General features: G+C 74.6%; 11 protein-coding genes. 6 read left to right on the top strand and 5 right to left on the bottom strand.

The annotated features are described in order from the left end of the window. Window positions 1-75: 75 nt before the first annotated feature. Window positions 76-276: a DUF397 domain-containing protein gene (locus OO47_RS18320; protein ID WP_030219078.1), complete on the top strand. Its 201-nt coding sequence runs from the start codon at window positions 76-78 to the stop codon at window positions 274-276. A 110-nt stretch (window positions 277-386) separates the two neighbouring features. Here the strand turns inward: OO47_RS18320 and OO47_RS18315 are convergent, their stop codons facing one another. The 3 genes from OO47_RS18315 to OO47_RS18305 form a co-directional block, all read right to left on the bottom strand. Continuing rightward, a complete protein-coding gene (locus OO47_RS18315) occupies window positions 387-1,505 on the bottom strand; it encodes an ADP-ribosylglycohydrolase family protein (protein ID WP_030219079.1) in 1,119 nt (372 codons plus the stop codon). Window positions 1,506-1,679: 174 nt separating this feature from the next. Further along, complete coding sequence (locus OO47_RS18310) at window positions 1,680-4,265, bottom strand: bifunctional FO biosynthesis protein CofGH (protein ID WP_030219080.1); 2,586 nt, start codon at window positions 4,263-4,265, stop codon at window positions 1,680-1,682. Window positions 4,266-4,365: 100 nt separating this feature from the next. Then, window positions 4,366-5,196, bottom strand: a complete 831-nt coding sequence (locus OO47_RS18305; protein WP_030219083.1) for an LLM class F420-dependent oxidoreductase — start codon at window positions 5,194-5,196, stop codon at window positions 4,366-4,368. Between the two features lie 104 nt (window positions 5,197-5,300). Here OO47_RS18305 and OO47_RS18300 point away from each other — a divergent pair, with 104 nt between their 5' ends. Further along, complete coding sequence (locus tag OO47_RS18300) at window positions 5,301-6,068, top strand: GNAT family N-acetyltransferase (RefSeq protein ID WP_033209512.1); 768 nt, start codon at window positions 5,301-5,303, stop codon at window positions 6,066-6,068. A gap of 140 nt (window positions 6,069-6,208) precedes the next feature. Further along, window positions 6,209-6,676, top strand: coding sequence for a carboxymuconolactone decarboxylase family protein (locus OO47_RS18295; RefSeq protein ID WP_033209510.1), 468 nt, complete (start codon window positions 6,209-6,211; stop codon window positions 6,674-6,676). A gap of 288 nt (window positions 6,677-6,964) precedes the next feature. Here OO47_RS18295 and OO47_RS18290 read toward each other — a convergent pair whose 3' ends face one another. Next, on the bottom strand, window positions 6,965-8,530 hold the full coding sequence (locus OO47_RS18290; protein WP_030219086.1) for an APC family permease: 1,566 nt from the start codon (window positions 8,528-8,530) through the stop codon (window positions 6,965-6,967). Window positions 8,531-9,011: 481 nt separating this feature from the next. On the opposite strand from OO47_RS18290, the gene OO47_RS18285 reads away from it, so the two are divergent. After that, window positions 9,012-12,194: an AfsR/SARP family transcriptional regulator gene (locus OO47_RS18285; protein ID WP_030219087.1), complete on the top strand. Its 3,183-nt coding sequence runs from the start codon at window positions 9,012-9,014 to the stop codon at window positions 12,192-12,194. Window positions 12,195-12,411: 217 nt separating this feature from the next. Continuing rightward, window positions 12,412-12,624: a hypothetical protein gene (locus OO47_RS18280; protein WP_030219089.1), complete on the top strand. Its 213-nt coding sequence runs from the start codon at window positions 12,412-12,414 to the stop codon at window positions 12,622-12,624. A gap of 205 nt (window positions 12,625-12,829) precedes the next feature. Here OO47_RS18280 and OO47_RS18275 read toward each other — a convergent pair whose 3' ends face one another. Further along, entirely contained in the window at window positions 12,830-13,258 is a 429-nt protein-coding gene (locus OO47_RS18275; protein WP_030219091.1) for a hypothetical protein, read from the bottom strand. Window positions 13,259-13,414: 156 nt separating this feature from the next. Here OO47_RS18275 and OO47_RS37860 point away from each other — a divergent pair, with 156 nt between their 5' ends. Then, on the top strand, window positions 13,415-14,116 hold the full coding sequence (locus OO47_RS37860; RefSeq protein ID WP_234323223.1) for a hypothetical protein: 702 nt from the start codon (window positions 13,415-13,417) through the stop codon (window positions 14,114-14,116). Window positions 14,117-14,124: the final 8 nt, after the last annotated feature.

Below are 14,124 nucleotides of genomic sequence, written 5' to 3'. Positions count from 1 at the left end.
ACGTCGTGGAGAACGTGGAGAACGTTGGCGCGACACACCCCACTGGCAGAACTGGCAGAACCGGAGCTGAGCAGCATGGCGATTATTCAGGGTGGTACGGACACCTGGACGAAGTCCTCCTACTCGGGTGGGAACGGGGCCTGCGTCGAAGTGAAGTCCCCCGTCGTGGCCGCGATCGCGGTGCGGGACTCGAAGGCCCCCGAGGGCCCGTCCCTCTCGTTCGGACCGGGTTCCTGGAACGCCTTCGTCGGCGAGGTGGGCAACGGGGCCCTCTAGGTCCCGGGTGCGCGCGTCGCCCCCCGCACGTCGAAAGAGCCCTCTCGTCCGGTCCGCCGTCCTGGCCGAGGGGGCTCGGTCCTTTTCCGGACCGGTCCCTCCCGCCTCCCTCAGCCCCTCGGGTAGCGCGCCAGCCACCCCGGCGCGGACTCCGCGGGGGTGTGCAGGGCGGCGCCCTGGGTCATCTCCATCGCGAAGTCGTCCGCCAGCTCCAGGACCGTCCCGCGGCCCTCCAGGTCGGCCAGCCAGGCCGGCGGGAGGGCCGTCTCGCCGTGCAGGGCGCCGAGCAGGGCCCCGGTGAGCGCGCCGGTCACCGACGAGGGCCCGTCGTGGTTCACGGCGAGCCGCAGCCCGTGCCGCACGTCCTCGCCGACCAGGGCGCAGTAGACGGCCGCCGCCAGCTGCCCCTCGGCCCGGTCCTCCGCCGCCCCGAGGGCGGCCACCCGCTCCGCGTCCGGCGCCCCCTCCCGTACCGCTCCGAGGGCGCGGCCGAGCGCTTCGGCGACCGGCTCGTGGCCGGGGTGCGCCGCCAGCCGCTCCAGGGCCCCGGCCACCGCCGCCTCCACGGAGCCGCCGCGGGTCAGGCCGTGGACGGTGACGGCGAGGGCGCCGGCCGCGAGGCGGGCGGCCGGGGCGCCGTGCGTCTGGGCGGCGCACTCCACGGCGAGCCGGTGGACGAGCTCCGGCTCCCAGCCGACGAGCAGGCCGAAGGGGGCCGAGCGGACGAGGGCGCCGGAGTCGCCGGCCTCCGGGTTCTTGGGCTTGTCGGGGGTGCCCGGGTGCTCGTCGCCGAGGCCGGTGAGGCAGGCGCGGGACGGGTTGCGGCGGGCGTAGAGCCACTCCTCGTTGGCGAGCCAGCCATTGTCCTTGCGGCGCTCGTCGGGGCCCCAGTCGCGCTGGGTGGCGGCCCAGCGCAGATGGGCCCGGTGGACGTCGGTGGGCGGGTGCCAGGCGCCGGTGTCGCGGCGGACCTGGGCGCGGATCAGGCCGTCGACGGTGAAGAGGGTCATCTGGGTGGCGGCGGTGACGGCGCCCCGGCGCCCGAACGCGGGGACGGGTCCGGTGAGTCCGTCAGGTCCGTGGGCCTCGCGCAGTTCCGCCAGGGAGGTCCCGCCGGCGCCCGCCCCCAGCGCGTCGCCGAGCGCCCCGCCGAGCAGACAGCCCCGCACCCGGGCCCGGAAGTCCTGCTGCTCGGCACGGCCCCACACGGCTGCGGCTGTCGTGGCCACGACGTGCCCTCCCCCGGTCGGCGGTTCGCTGTCGGTTCCCTCGCCGCACTGTAATGGACCGGATGTGCCCGTTCGGGGGACGGAACGTTATGCGTTCCGACACCCTTCGGTCCGGTTTTGACCACACTCCGCGCCAAGCCCGGTCCCGGGCCCGTCACGGAGGGGGCGGCGTCCTCACTCGGCCGGGAGCACCGGGAGGAGTTCCGGCAGGTGCCCGTCGGAGGCCTCCGCCGCGCGCCGCCGCTCCTCCGGGACCTCCCCGTACAGGGTCGTGCGGGGTTTCGCCGGGCGGCCCGCCGCCTCCGCGATGGCCTCCAGGTCCTTGATCGAGCGGTACGAGCCGTAACTCGACCCGGCCATCCGGGAGATGGTCTCCTCCATCAGGGTGCCGCCCAGGTCGTTGGCGCCCGAGCGGAGCATCTCGGCGGCGCCCTCCGCGCCCAGCTTCACCCAGCTGGTCTGGATGTTCGGGATGTGCGGGTGGAGGAGGAGCCGGGCCATGGCGGTGACCGCGCGGTTGTCGCGGACGGTGGGGCCGGGGCGGGCGATGCCGGCCAGGTAGACGGGCGCGTTGGTGTGGACGAAGGGGAGCGTCACGAACTCGGTGAAGCCGCCGGTCTCCTGCTGGACGCGGGCCAGGGTCCGGAAGTGGCCGAGCCAGTGCCGGGGCTGGTCCACGTGCCCGTACATCATCGTGGAGGAGGAGCGCAGGCCCAGCTCGTGGGCGGTGGTGATCACTTCGATCCAGGTGGCGGTGGGCAGCTTGCCCTTGGTGAGGACCCAGCGGACCTCGTCGTCCAGGATCTCGGCGGCCGTGCCGGGGACCGAGTCGAGCCCGGCCTCCTTCGCGGCCGTCAGCCACTCGCGGATCGACAGACCGGTGCGCGAGGCGCCGTTGACGACCTCCATCGGGGAGAAGGCGTGCACGTGCATGCCGGGGACGCGCTCCTTCACCGCGCGCGCGATGTCGAAGTAGGCGGTGCCGGGCAGGTCGGGGTGGATGCCGCCCTGCATGCAGACCTCCACCGCGCCCACCTCCCAGGCCTGTTCGGCACGGTCGGCGACCTGGTCGAGGGAGAGGGTGTACGCGTCGGCGTCGGTGCGGCGCTGGGCGAAGGCGCAGAAGCGGCAGCCGGTGTAGCAGACGTTGGTGAAGTTGATGTTCCGGGTGACGACGTACGTGACGTCGTCACCGACCACCGACTTCCGGAGGTCGTCGGCGATCCGGGTCAGGGCGTCCAGGGCGGGCCCGTCGGCGTGCAGGAGGGCCAGGGCCTGCGGGTCGGTGAGCCGGGTGGGGTCGTCGGCGGCGACGGCCAGCGCCCCGCGCACGTCGGTGTCGATGCGCTGCGGCACCATCCCGGGGGCGGCGGCCTCGCGCAGCGCCTCCCAGTCCCCGTACACCTCGTCGAAGTCGTCGCGCCGGTCGCCGGTGCGGCCCTCGGTGTCGATGGTGCGGTGCAGGTCGGTGCGGCCGGTGGCGGCGAAGGCCTCGTCGGGCTCCTGCCAGGGCAGGCCGCGCACGGGCGCGTCGGGGTTCGCGAGCCCGGTCCCGGGGTCGGCCAGGGCGCGGACGTGCGGGAGGAGCCGGGGGTCGAGCCAGGGTTCTCCCCGGGTGACGAACTCGGGGTAGACGCAGAGGCGTTCGCGCAGCTCGAAGCCGGCGGCGGCGGACCGCTCGGCCAGCTCCTCGATCCTCGGCCAGGGGCGCTCGGGGTTGACGTGGTCGATGGTGAGCGGCGAGACCCCGCCCCAGTCGTCGATGCCGGCCGCGATCAGGCGCTCGTACTCGGCGTCGACCAGGTTCGGCGGGGCCTGGAGGCAGGCGGAGGGGCCCATGATGAGCCGGGCGACGGCGACGGTGGCGACCAGGTCGTCCAGCTCGGCGTCCGGCATCCCGCGCATCGCCGTGTCCGGCTTGGCGCGGAAGTTCTGGATGATCAGCTCCTGGATCGAGTGGTACGCGCGGGCGACGCGGCGCAGCGCGAACAGCGACTCGGCCCGCTCCTCCAGGGTCTCCCCGATGCCGAGGAGCAGCCCCGAGGTGAAGGGCACGGAGGAACGCCCGGCGTCCTCCAGGACCCTGAGCCGTACCGCCGGTTCCTTGTCGGGGGACCCGTGGTGGGGGCCGCCGGGCTCGGACCACAGCCGGGTGGCGGTCGTCTCCAGCATCATCCCCATGGAGGGGGCGACGGGCTTGAGGCGCTGGAAGTCGGTCCAGGACAGGACGCCGGGGTTGAGGTGCGGGAGCAGCCCGGTCTCCTCCAGGATGCGGATCGCCATGGCCCGCACGTACGCGATCGTGTCGTCGTAGCCGTGCGCGTCCAGCCACTCGCGCGCCTCCGGCCAGCGGTCCTCGGGCTTGTCCCCGAGCGTGATCAGGGCCTCCTTGCAGCCGAGTTCGGCGCCGCGCCGGGCGACGTCCAGGACCTCGTCGGGCGACATGAACATTCCGTGCCCGGCCCGGCGCAGCTTGCCGGGGACGGTGACGAAGGTGCAGTAGTGGCACTTGTCGCGGCACAGCCGGGTGAGCGGAACGAACACGCTCTTGGAGTACGTGATCACCCCCGGCCGCCCGGCCGCCTCCAGACCGGCGTCCCGCACCCGCCCGGCGGACGCCACCAGATCCGTCAGGTCGTCCCCGCGCGCCCGCAGCAGCACGGCGGCCTCGGAGACGTCGAGCGCGACCCCGTCCCTGGCCCGCCTCAGGGCCCGTCGCATGGCGTTCTCGGTGGGACGTGCTGCCTGCTGATCGCTCATGGACCGAGCATACGAGCGGGTGGGGGCAGGCGGCTCCGGGTCCCCGCACCCGCCTCCCCGCACCCCCGCTCCCCGCTCGGGCGCCCGAACACTCGGGCGCTCACAGGTACCGCGCGTACCCGTCGAGCACCCCCAGGACCTCCGCCTCCTCCCCCGGCGGCAGTTGGAGGACGGCCTCCTCGCAGCCGAGGTCCGCGTAGTACGCGAGCTTGTCGGGGTTCGGGAGGACCGCGTACGGGACGACCTGGAGGGCCTCCGGGTCGCGGCCCGCCGCCTCCCACGCCGTCCGCAGGGCCGGGAGGGCGTCCGCGAGGCCCCGGCCGCCGATCGGCAGCCAGCCGTCGGCCTGCGCGGCGATCCGCGCGAAGAGCTTCGGGCCCGCCGCCCCGCCGAGGAGGATCCGGGGCGCGCCGCCGGCCGGCTTGGGCCAGGCCTCGGAGGCCCGTACGGACTCCCCCGACTCCCCGGCGTACGCGGTGGGTTCGGGGGCCCACAGGGCCTTCATCAGGTCGATCCGGTCGCGGCCGAGCCGCCGGCGGGACGCCCAGTCGACGCCGTGGTCGGCGGCCTCCTCCCGGTTCCAGCCGAAGCCGACGCCGAGGGTGAAGCGGCCGCCGGAGAGGTGGTCGAGGGTGGCGACCCGCTTGGCGAGCGCGATCGGGTCGTGCTGGGCGATCAGGGTGACGCCGGTGCCGAGCCCGAGGCGTTCGGTGACGGCGGCGGCCTGCCCGAGGGCGACGAAGGGGTCCAGGGTCCTGCCGTACTCCCGGGGCAGCTCGCCGCCCGCCGGGTAGGGCGTGGTCCGTTCGACGGGGATGTGGGTGTGCTCGGGCAGGTAGAGCCCGGCGAAGCCGCGCTCCTCCAGTTCGCGCGCCAGCCGCACCGGGGTGATGGTCTCGTCGGTCAGGAAGATCGTGGTCGAGATCCGCATACCGGCACGGTAGGGGCCGGGGCGGGGTTTTCCGAGCCCCCGGACGGGCGCGCGCACCGGAGAAACCGGCTGCGCCCCTCCCGTCCCTCCCCTACCGTGGCCCGGTGCTGAAGCGAATCGAGGCGTACTACGACGCCGTCCCCCGGTCCTCCGCCCGCGCCGAGGAGTTCGGTCCGCTGACCCTCTTCGTACGGGAGGGGGAGGGCTGGCCCTTCTACGCGCGGCCCGCGTCCGGGCACGAGGGAGAGATCCCGGTCGCGGCCGTGGAGCGGGTGCGGGCCCGGCAGCGGGAGCTGGGGGTGCCCGAGGCCTTCGAGTGGGTCGCGGAGACGGCGCCGGGGCTGCGGGCGGCCGTGGAGGCGAGCGGGCTGACCGTGCACGAGCACCCGCTGATGGTCCTGGAGGGCGCGCCCCCCGCCGTACCGGAGCCCGAGGGCGTCGCCGTACGGATGGTGGACGCGGACGACCCCGGTCTGGAGAGCGCCGTCGCCGCCCCGTACACCGCCTTCGGCTTCCCGCCCGAGCCCGGCACCGCCGAGCGGACCGCCGCCCGGATCACGGCCGGCCTGACCCGGCTCGCCGCGGCCTTCGAGAGCGGCGCGGAGGGGGGCTCCGCCCTCGCGGCCGGGCAGCACCAGCCCGTGGGGGGCGTCTCCGAGGTCGTCGGCGTCGGCACGGTCCCGGCGGCCCGGCGCCGGGGGCTCGGCCTCGCGGTCACGGCCGCCCTGGTGGCGGACGCCCGCGCCCGGGGCGCGGAGCTGGTGTTCCTGTCCGCCTCGGACGCGGACGTGGCCCGGCTCTACGGCCGGCTCGGCTTCCGCACGGTGGCGACCGCCCTCATCGCGGAGCCGGGGCCGGAGGCGGAGGCGTAGAGGCGCGGGGCACGGGGGCCGTTCCGGGGGGGGCGGGAAAGAATTCCGGGGAAAGTCCTCCGGTCGTGTCACATCCCCGGCCCCCGCTCCGTCGTTGCGGTGAAAGCACATGCCGCACGAGACGCCGAGGAGCGATCACCATGGCGCACACCCCCCAGGCCCGCATGACCAACCCCGCCTACGTCCTGCCCGACGCCGGCCCCGCGATCCAGGGCCTCGTGAAGGCCACCCGCCAGGGCGGGGTCTCCGAGGAGATCCTGGAGCTCGTGCACCTGCGGGCCAGCCAGATCAACGGCTGCGGCTTCTGCGTGGACTACGGCGTGAGGAACGCCCGGAAGGCGGGCGTGAGCGACGACAAGCTGTTCGCGGTCGCCGCGTGGCGCGAGTCCCCGCACTTCTCGGACGAGGAGCGGGCGGCCCTCGCGCTCGCCGAGCACGCGACCCGCATCGCCGACAGCACGGACGCCGTCCCGGACCCGGTGTGGGACGCGGCGGCCGACCACTTCGACGAGAAGCAGCTCGCCTCGATCGTGCTGATGGTCAGCCTGACGAACTTCTTCAACCGGCTGAACGTCACCGTCCGGCAGCCGGCCGGCGTGGCGCTCTGACCGCACGGGGCTCGCGCACCACCAGGACGTCGACCGGGTCCCCGGACCCGGTCGTGAAGCCGTCGCGCAGCCGCTGCCGCACCCGGTCCACCGTCTCCCGCGCGGATTCCGTGCGCGCGTCCCAGGAAGTCGTGCGGGGGCACAGGAGGCGAGGGGGCCGGGAAGCCGCAGGGAGTCCCGGGCGGTGTCGGGAGACCCCGGGCCTCGGCGCCACCGGACGTGCGAAGGCGGCGGGACCCCCCACGGGCCCGCCGCCTTCGCCGTCTCTCGTGGCTCAGGAGCGTCCGCTCAGTCCGCCACCACCAGGGACGGGGTCTCCTTGGTCAGGACCTCGCCGCGGAAGAAGGCGGGGCTGCGGCGCTGCATGACCAGCATGATCACCACGCCGAGGAGCAGCAGGCCGACGCCGATCACGAAGACCGAGCCCATGCCGAGGACGGCGGAGCCGGAGCCGTACGCCGGGTCCCACATGTCGTACAGGGTCTTGCCGAAGACGGCGGTGAGCATGAGGCCGCCGAGCAGCGGCATCAGGCCCTTGAAGGCGAAGTCGCGGAAGGAGCGGAACAGCTCCTTGCGGAAGTAGCGGACGCAGGCGAAGGCCGTGAGCGCGTAGTAGAAGCAGATCATCAGGCCGAGGGCGTAGATGGTGTCGACCAGGACGTGCTCGCTGACCAGGGTCATCACCGTGTAGAACGCGCCGGTGGCGACGCCCGCCACGACCGTGGCCCGGCCGGGGGTCTTGAAGACCGGGTGGACCTCGGTGAAGGACTTCGGCAGCGCCTCGTACGTGGCCATCGCGAGGACCGTGCGGGCGACCGGGATGAAGGTGGTCTGGAGGCTCGCGGCGGCGGAGGCCAGGACCGCGACGAAGAGCAGGACGCCGAGGACGGGGCCCATGACGGGGCCGGCGAGGGCGGCGAAGACGTTGTCGGAGGTCTCCGGGTTGGCGAGGCCGAGGCCCTGCTCGCCGGAGCCGACGGCCATCTGGGCGGCGATGCCGGTGGCCAGGTAGGAGCCGACCAGGACGACCATCGCGATGAGGGCGGCGCGGCCGGGGGTCCTGTCGCTGCCGGTGGTCTCCTCGTTGGTCGCCATGCAGGCGTCCCAGCCCCAGTACATGAAGATCGAGAGCGAGAGTCCGGCCGTGAAGGCGGCGAAGGACTGCACCGCGAAGGGGTTCATCCAGGACCAGGAGAAGTCGACCGAGGTCTCGAAGGAGCCGGCCTTCGTCAGGGCCATGCCGACGAAGACGGCGAGGACGACGAGCTGGAGGCCGACGAGGGTGTACTGGACGCCCTTGGTGGCGGTCATGCCGCGGTAGCTGATCGCGGTGGCGGAGGCGATGAGCGCGAGGCAGGTGACGATGTGGACGGCCTTGTTGCCGTCGAGGGCGGTGACGGACTCGCTGCCGGTGATCTCGCCGGCGAGGAGCCAGAAGTAGGAGGTGGCGACGCCGGCCAGGTTGGAGAGCACGATGATCGTCGCGATCACGAGGCCCCAGCCGCACATCCAGCCGATCTTGGGCCCGAAGGCCTTCACGGTCCAGGTGAAGGAGGTGCCGCAGTCCGGCATGGCCCGGTTGAGCTCCCGGTACGCGAAGGCGACGAGGAGCATCGGGAGGAAGCCCGCGAGGAAGACGGCGGGCATCTGGAGTCCGACCTCGCCGGCGGTGGAGCCGAGCGTGGAGGTCAGACAGTAGACGGGGGCGACGGTGGAGACGCCGATGACGGCGCTGCCGAGGAGGCCGACGGAGTTCCCGCCGAGTCCTTTGGTGCGCACGCCGTGGGCGTCGCCCGGGGCGTCGGCGCCCCTTACCGTGTCTCCGGCCAGCGGCCGCGCTTCCACCTGGGTCATGAACAGGACGTTAAATGCTGCGGTTTCCCTACCTGGAGGATGGAAATCCGCGTGACCGGTCGGTCACGGCCTTGCATTGCCGGGGTCTAATCGGGCGATCGCCAATGATTGAAAGATCGACCAACCTGACCACCCGACCAACCGGTAGGTTCGTCGGCCGGCGTCCGATATGCGGGAACCGCAGCACGGCCCGAAATGTCCGTTTCGAAATTTTCCCGAGGAATTTTTCGGGGAGTCGACCGGGGGCCGGCCGGGGGCCGGCCGGGGCGGGTCCGGGAGTCGCCAGGGGCGGGTCGCGGAGCGGGCGCCGGGACCCGGCGGGCACCGGCCACCCTCCGCTCCGCCTCCCGGCGGGACGCCGGTCGACGCCCCCGTACAACGGTCCGGCAACGGCCCCGCTCCGGCCGACCCGATGCTGACGGACCCCCTCCGGACAAGGCAGACTGTCCTGGGCGAAACCAGCGGTACGGCAGGGGGAGCTATGGACCGTGAGGACGGGCCGCGAGTCCCGGCGCAGCGGGCTGCGGAAACGGGCGGGAACGCCCCGGCGGGCCCGGATGCCCCCGTGACTTCGGCGGGTACGACGACCCCGGTGACTCCGGCGGGTACGGCGCGCACGGGGGCCCCGGAAGCGCCGGTGGTCCCGGCAGGGGCGGTGGTCCCGGCAGGGGCGGGCGAGGGCGCGGCCGGCGGTACGGACGGCAGTGCGGACCGCAGCACGGCCGGCGGTACGGACCGCAGCACGGACGGCGACGCGGAGACCGGTGGCGGGGCGCTGCGCTTCGGGGTGCTCGGGCCCGTACGGGCCTGGCGGGGCGGCGAGGCCGTGCCCACCGGTTCCCCGCAGCAGCGCGCCCTGCTCGCCGCCCTCCTCCTGCGCGGCGGCCGCACCGCCACCGCCGCCGAGCTGATCGACGCGCTCTGGGGCGAGGAACCGCCCTCCCAGGCCCTCGCGGCCGTCCGCACCTACGCCTCCCGGCTCCGCAAGGCCCTCGGCCCCGAGGTCCTGGTCAGCGAGTCCGGCGGCTACGCCCTGCGCGCCTCCGCCGCCGCGCTCGACCTCACCGCCGCCCAGGAGCTGGCCGGCGAGGCCGAGAAGCTGCGGGCGGGCGGGGACCGCGCGGCGGCCCGGGCACGGCTGGCCGAGGCCCTCGACCTGTGGGACGGCGAGGTCCTGGCCTCCGTGCCCGGACCGTACGCCGAGGCCCAGCGCACCCGCCTGGAGGAGTGGCGGCTCACCCTCCTGGAGACCCGGCTCGACATCGACCTGGAGGTCGGCGCGCACGCCGAGGCCGTCTCCGAGCTGACCGCGCTCACCGCCGCGCACCCGCTGCGCGAGCGCCTGCGCGAACTGCTCATGCTGGCGCTCTACCGCGGCGGACGGCAGGCCGAGGCGCTCGCCGTGTACGCGGACACGCGCCGGCTCCTCGCCGACGAGCTGGGCGTCGACCCGAACCCCGAGCTCTCCCGGCTCCAGCAGCGCATCCTCCGGGCCGACGCCGAGCTGGCCCGGCCCGTCGAGGAGCCCGCCCCGGCCGCCGCGCCCGTCGCGCGCCCGGCGCAGCTCCCGGCGACCGTGCCGGACTTCACGGGCCGCGCCTCCTTCGTACGGGAGCTGGGCGCCCGGCTCGCCACCGCCGAGGGGCACGTCATGGCGGTCTCGGCGCTCGCGGGCATCGGCGGCGTCGGCAAGACGACCCTCGCCGTGCACGTGGCCCACGAGGCGCGGCCGCACTTCCCGGACGGGCAGCTGTACGTGGACCTCCAGGGCGCGGGGTCCCGGGCCGCCGCGCCCGAGACCGTCCTGGGCTCCTTCCTGCGCGCGCTCGGCACCCCGGACTCGGCCATCCCCGACTCGCTGGACGACCGGGCCGCGCTCTACCGGTCCACGCTCGACGGGCGCCGGGTCCTGGTCCTCCTGGACAACGCCCGGGACGCGGCCCAGATCCGCCCGCTGCTGCCCGGCACGGCGGGGTGCGCGGCGCTGGTCACCAGCCGGATCCGGATGGTGGACCTGGCGGGGGCGCACCTGGTCGACCTGGACGTGATGTCCCCGGAGGAGGCGCTCCAGCTCTTCCTGAGGATCGTCGGGGAGGAGCGGGTGCGGGCCGAGCGGGAGGCGGCGCTCGACGTGGTCGCGGCCTGCGGCTTCCTGCCCCTGGCCATCCGCATCGCCGCGTCCCGGCTCGCGGCCCGCCGGACGTGGACGGTGTCGGTCCTGGCGGCCAAGCTGGCGGACGAGCGGCGGCGGCTGGACGAACTCCAGGCGGGCGACCTGGCGGTCAAGGCGACGTTCGAGCTGGGCTACGGGCAGCTGGAGCCGGCCCAGGCCCGCGCCTTCCGCCTGCTCGGCCTGGCGGACGGCCCGGACATCTCGCTCGCGGCGGCGGCCGCCGTCCTCGATCTCCCGCTCTGGGACACGGAGGACCTCCTGGAGGCGCTGGTCGACACGTCCCTGCTCGAATCGGCGGCCCCGGGCCGCTACCGGTACCACGACCTGGTCCGGCTCTACGCGCGCGCGTGCGCGGAGAGGGACGAGCAGCCGCCGTCGGAGAAGGAGGCGGCGCTCTCCCGGCTCCTCGACTTCTACCTGTCGACCGCCGCCCGCGTGTACGCCATCGAGCGCCCCGGCGACCGGCTGGTCGACCACCTGGAGCCCACCGAGTACGACGGCCTGTCCTTCACCGACCGCCACGAGGCCCAGGACTGGCTCTACGCCGAGGCGAACTGCCTCCTGGCCACGGTCCGCCAGTCCGCCGCCTCGCCCGCGACGCTGCGGCGGGGGGTGGACCTGCTGTGGGCGTCGCTGGACCTCGGCGAGTCGGGGGCGAACTCCAAGGAGTTCGAGGCCACGGGCGTCGTCGTGCGCGACGCCGCCCGCGCCCGCGCGGACGCCAGGACCGAGGGCCGCGCCCTCATGGTCCTCGCGGGCGTCCACCACACGGCGGGCCGCTTCAAGGAGGCGGACCGCGACGCCGAACTCGCGCTGCCGCACGCGGAACGGGCCGAGGACCCGGTGCCGGCCTGCTGGTCCGCCAACGCGCGCGGGATCATCGCGCTGTACCAGAACCGCTTCGCGGAGGGCGAGCAGCACCTCACCCGGGCGATCGAGCGCTTCCGCGGGATCGGGGACGAGCCGGGGGAGGCGAGCGCCCTCTGCAACCTGTCGCGCATCCACCTGGCCATGGGCCGCACGTCGAGCGCCATAGCCCTCGCCAGGCAGGGCACCCGGATCTACGACGCGATGGGGCACGCCCTCCGGGGCGCCAACGGGCGGTACGCCCTCGGTCTCGCCCTCACCCAGGACAACCAGCTCGCCTCGGCGGCCGAACACCTCCGCGAGGCGCTGGCGGTCTTCGCCGACAGCCGGCAGCGGCTGTGGGAGGGCATGACCCTCTTCCGGCTGTCCGAGGTGGACCTCGCCGCGCGCCGGCACGCCCAGGCGGCGTCGAACGCCGAGATGGCCCTCACCGTGCTGCGGGGCATCGGCGGCGAGTGGCGTCGGGGCAACGTCCTCACCGTCCTGGGCCGGGGCCTCTTCGGCATCGGGCAGAGCGGCCGGGCGGTGGTCTGCTGGCAGGAGGCGCTGGGCATCTTCGAGGGCCTCGGCGCTCCGGAGGCCGACGAGGTCCGCGCGCTCCTCGTCCCCGCGACGGCCGCGTGACCGCGGCTGCCTGGGCGTTCATCGTTCGTTTATCGCCGCACGGCATGCTCTTCCCCATGACGAGCCGTCGCGTCGGGGGGCAGACGGATCGTCGGTGAGGGCCACCACCCCGGAGTACTAGGGTGATCGGCCCCGGAGATTCGCCCGGCTGTCCAACGGGGGAACGGCCGGGCGAATCTCCTCACGACACGGACATCACACGCAGGAGTTGACGAGCATGACCGATTCGATCAAGCAGGACCCGATCACCACCAAGGACATGCACGCCACCTCGGAGCCGGCGGTCGGCGCGATCACCGCGAAGATCACCGGCCCGGCCGACGGCACCGTCACCACCAAGGACATGCACGCCACCTCGGAGCCGGCGATCGACGCCATCACCGAGAAGGTCACGGGCGACGAGGAGCACGTGGCGAGGCCGGCCGACTAGTCCACTCCCGACGGGGAACGGCCGCGGCGGCGACTTCGGGGGAGCCGCCGGGGCCGGACGGGTCCGGTCGACGGGGGAGCACACGGGCTCGGGGGACGTCCGGCGGAACCAGGGGGGATCCGCCGGACAGGGCCCGTGCGTAACGCGGTCGGACCACCGCACAGGAAGGGGTCGGGCAATCGCCCGGCCCCTTCGGCGCGTCCGGCTACGGGCGCGTGTCGAGGCGGTGCCGGAGCGAGCCGTCCGGGCCGAAGACGTCCATCAGATAGCCCCGTTCGAGGGAGACGCGCTCCTCGCGCTCCAGATAGCCGGCGACCGACGCTTTGAGCGCGTCGAACCGACCGGCGTCCCGTTCCTCCCCGCGCGTCCACACGGTCACCAGGGGAACGCCTCCGGGGCCGGCGGCCCGCTGGATCCCGTACACGTCCTCCGCCCCGCCGGACCGGCGGTAGCGCTCGGCCGTCCGGGACGCCTCGTCGGGGGCGGCGGTGGCGGTGACCGTGGGCCCGGGGGTGACGGTCGGGTCCCGGCGGTCCGGGTCCGCGTCCCGGGAGGTCGCCGGGGAGCAGCCGGACGCCAGGAGGACGCTTCCGAGGCAGACCGCCAGGGCCGCCGGACGGGTGAGGGAACGCATCAGGTCATTGTCGTGGGGGTACGCGCCGGCCACCAGGCCCCGCCGCCGGAACGGCTCGATTCCGCCGGACCGCACCGTCCCCGGGCCGCGTGGCGGGCCCCTCCGACCCGGCGTAGCGTCGGGAGCGAGAGCCGGACCACCCTGGAGGCCGCTTCGATGATCCGCAACGTCGCCGGCGCCGTCCTGGCTCTCGCCGGAGCGACGGCCGCCGTTCTGAGCCCCTTCCGTGCCTGGTACGACGGCCGTCACGGACGCGACTACGCCCTGGACGAGCTGTTCACCGGCATCAGCGAGGTAAAGGCCGACCTCTGGTGGTCGCTCCTGCTGCCCTTCGCCCTCGCCGCCCTCCTCACCCTCGTCGGCCTGGTGCTCCGCTCCCGCCTCCTCGTCGCCCTCGCCGGGCTCGTCGTCCTCGGCTTCACCGTCCTCTGGATGGTCCGCGTCGGGCAGTACGAGGGCAGCCTCACCGTCGGCGGCGACGGCGCGGGCCTCGGCGACGGGGTCGCGAACGCCCTCGGCGGCGGCATCCTGCTGCTGCTCGGCGCGCTCGTGATGTCGGGGCGGAGGCGGAAGAGGGAGCGGCGGGAGGACCGGAGGGAGGCGGAGGAGCCGAGGGCGTACGCGCCCCCGGCGGGGCCCGACCCCCGCGCGACGCCCGTGTCCGACCCGTACGGGGCGCCCGCGGGCGATCCCCGGGAGGCCTCCTCCCCCGGCGCCTACGACCCGTACGACCCGTACGGTTCCGAGCCGACCCGGACCTTCGACGTGCCCGGACAGGGCCGGGACCGGGGCGGGGAGTGGGGCCGGGAGCCGGACCAGGGGCCGGACCAGGACGGGACCGGCTCCGGGCCCCGCTGAAGTGCCGG

The organism is Streptomyces bikiniensis (assembly GCF_000716625.1).
GTDB classification, from domain to species: Bacteria; Actinomycetota; Actinomycetes; order Streptomycetales; family Streptomycetaceae; genus Streptomyces; species Streptomyces bikiniensis.
Note: the sequence above shows the minus strand (reverse complement) of the source record. Positions and strands in the feature narration are given on the sequence as shown.